This is a genomic window from Mangrovimicrobium sediminis, from assembly GCF_004745945.1.
Taxonomy (GTDB): domain Bacteria; phylum Pseudomonadota; class Gammaproteobacteria; order Pseudomonadales; family Halieaceae; genus Mangrovimicrobium; species Mangrovimicrobium sediminis.
Map to the genome: position 1 here is coordinate 1 of NZ_SRLE01000056.1, position 1,803 is coordinate 1,803.

Below are 1,803 nucleotides of genomic sequence, written 5' to 3' on the forward strand. Positions count from 1 at the left end.
CTGTGCCCGCTGGCGGCGCTGGCGATGTGGCTGGGCTGCCGTCCCATGCGCGAGACCATCGCGGCACTGGAGGGCTAGCCGGGGAACCGGCCCCGCAGGGCCGGGATGCATTCAGTCGATCTTGGCCAGCACTTCCGCACCGAAGACTTCGGCGTTCTCGCACCACTGCTCCAGCGTATCGCCGGAAATGTGCGTGGCGGCGCCGACAATACCCAGCTCCTTGTAGAAACCGATCTTGTCGATGATCTGCTGGAAGGAGACTTCCTCGCCGGGTTGGGTGATGCTCGCCAGGAAAACCTCCGGCGGTTTTTCGCGGCCGACCTTCTCGCAGTACTCGCGCATGTACTCCAGGCCCTTGAGCAGGTCGCGTGAAGAAGGGGTTCCAGGCGTCGGCGAGGTCCACTGCACGGCGGATGGCGCGCGGCGCGTTGCCGCCGATCATCACCGGCGGGTGCGGGCGCTGCACCGGTGCCGGGTTGATGCGGCAGCCGCGGGCGCTGTAGCCGGTGCCTTCGAAGTCAAAGGTCTCGCCGGTCCACGCCGCCTTCATCGCACGCAGGTACTCGTCCATGATGTCATTGCGGTTGTCGAAGTCCGCGCCCATGGCGAAGTACTCGCCCTTCAGGTAGCCGGCGCCGAAGCTGTTGCGGTACGGCAGTACCACGATGCCGGTCTGCAGGCGCAGGGTGGTGGTGCAGGCGGCCACCAGGCCAAGCATGACGAAGGGATCCTGGGCGTCGTGGCCGCCCGCATCCAGCCAGCGCGCGGTGGGGCACGGGTGGTCGGTGACGTTACCGCCGCTGAAGCCGGCCTTTTCCAGGGTCTGGCCGACGGTTTTCACTGCGTCGAGGTGCAGGAACTGGTCGGCGGCGTCGGTGCGATCGAAGGGAAGCGTTGCGTTGATTTTCATTATGTCTTCCTGAAAGTGTTGGGACAGTTCCGTTGGAGCCGTTTTATACAGGCCGGCGCGCCTTCAGGCGTCGCCAGCGGGTACGACTCTCGCCGGGTGTGTCAGGGTTCTACGATATCGCCAGTCAGTGTCCACTTGCCCGCGCTGTCCCGCAGCCAGCCACAGGATGCCCAGGCACCACCATCCACCGGGATGACCGTGCCGGTCACGTAACTGCTCATACGGGAGGCGAGAAACACTGCGACGCTACCGCACTCGTGGTCCACCCCGCAGCGTCCCAGCGGCAGGCGACGGGCGGTCGCATCCTCCTGGGCGGGTGTGGGGTGAATCCATGTCGATTCATCGACAGGCCCAGTGATGTTACCACGCAAACCGGGGGTAACGGTGTAGTCCGGGGCAATCGCATTTACCCTTATTTTATGGTCCCCGAGTTCCAGAGACAGGCTGCGGGTAAAGTTCAGCATGGCCGCCTTGCACGCGGCGTACACCGCGAAGTTGGCAGGATGTCGATGCGCCCGAACTCGGCTTTCGCGGCGTCGACCATGGCGCGCACCGCGTCGGTATCGCACACGTCCACCGGGCAGGGCAGCGCGCGCCGGCCGAATTCCCTGACGCGCTCCGCGGTCTCCTCGCAGCGCTCCGGGACGATATCGGCGATAACCACGTCGGCGCCGGCACTGGCCAGGCCGAGCGCGATAGCGCGGCCGATGCCCCCGCCGCCGCCGGTGACGATGGCCACCTGGTCGGTGAGCAGGGTTTCGTCGGGGGTAAATACTCCGCTTTCACTCACAGTGTCATCTCCTCGGGTTCAGCGTGGGCCGGCCGGCAGCGGCGGCGCGTCGGTCAGCGGCTCGCGCAGGCCCAGGGCCTCGCGCGCCCGGGCGCGGATGTAG

3 protein-coding genes and 1 pseudogene are annotated in these 1,803 nt (G+C 66.4%); all 4 read right to left on the bottom strand.

Annotation, left to right across the window (positions count from 1 at the left end):
• Positions 1-111: 111 nt before the first annotated feature.
• Positions 112-408 (bottom strand): hypothetical protein, encoded by a 297-nt coding sequence (locus E4634_RS22170; protein ID WP_240725276.1) that lies wholly within the window; start codon positions 406-408, stop codon positions 112-114.
• A gap of 4 nt (positions 409-412) precedes the next feature.
• Positions 413-910, bottom strand: a pseudogene (locus tag E4634_RS22175) (LLM class flavin-dependent oxidoreductase); the annotation flags it as partial.
• Between the two features lie 101 nt (positions 911-1,011).
• Positions 1,012-1,374, bottom strand: coding sequence for an SDR family NAD(P)-dependent oxidoreductase (locus E4634_RS22130; RefSeq protein ID WP_353511671.1), 363 nt, complete (start codon positions 1,372-1,374; stop codon positions 1,012-1,014).
• Positions 1,368-1,700, bottom strand: coding sequence for an SDR family NAD(P)-dependent oxidoreductase (locus E4634_RS21790; RefSeq protein WP_206046994.1), 333 nt, complete (start codon positions 1,698-1,700; stop codon positions 1,368-1,370). The genes E4634_RS22130 and E4634_RS21790 overlap by 7 nt, the downstream gene beginning before the upstream one ends.
• Positions 1,701-1,803: the final 103 nt, after the last annotated feature.

Coding starts and splice junctions, on each gene's coding strand:
- E4634_RS22130 (WP_353511671.1), bottom strand. CDS start 1,374: ATGCTGAACTTTACCCGCAGCCTGTCTCTGGAACTCGGGGACCATAAA.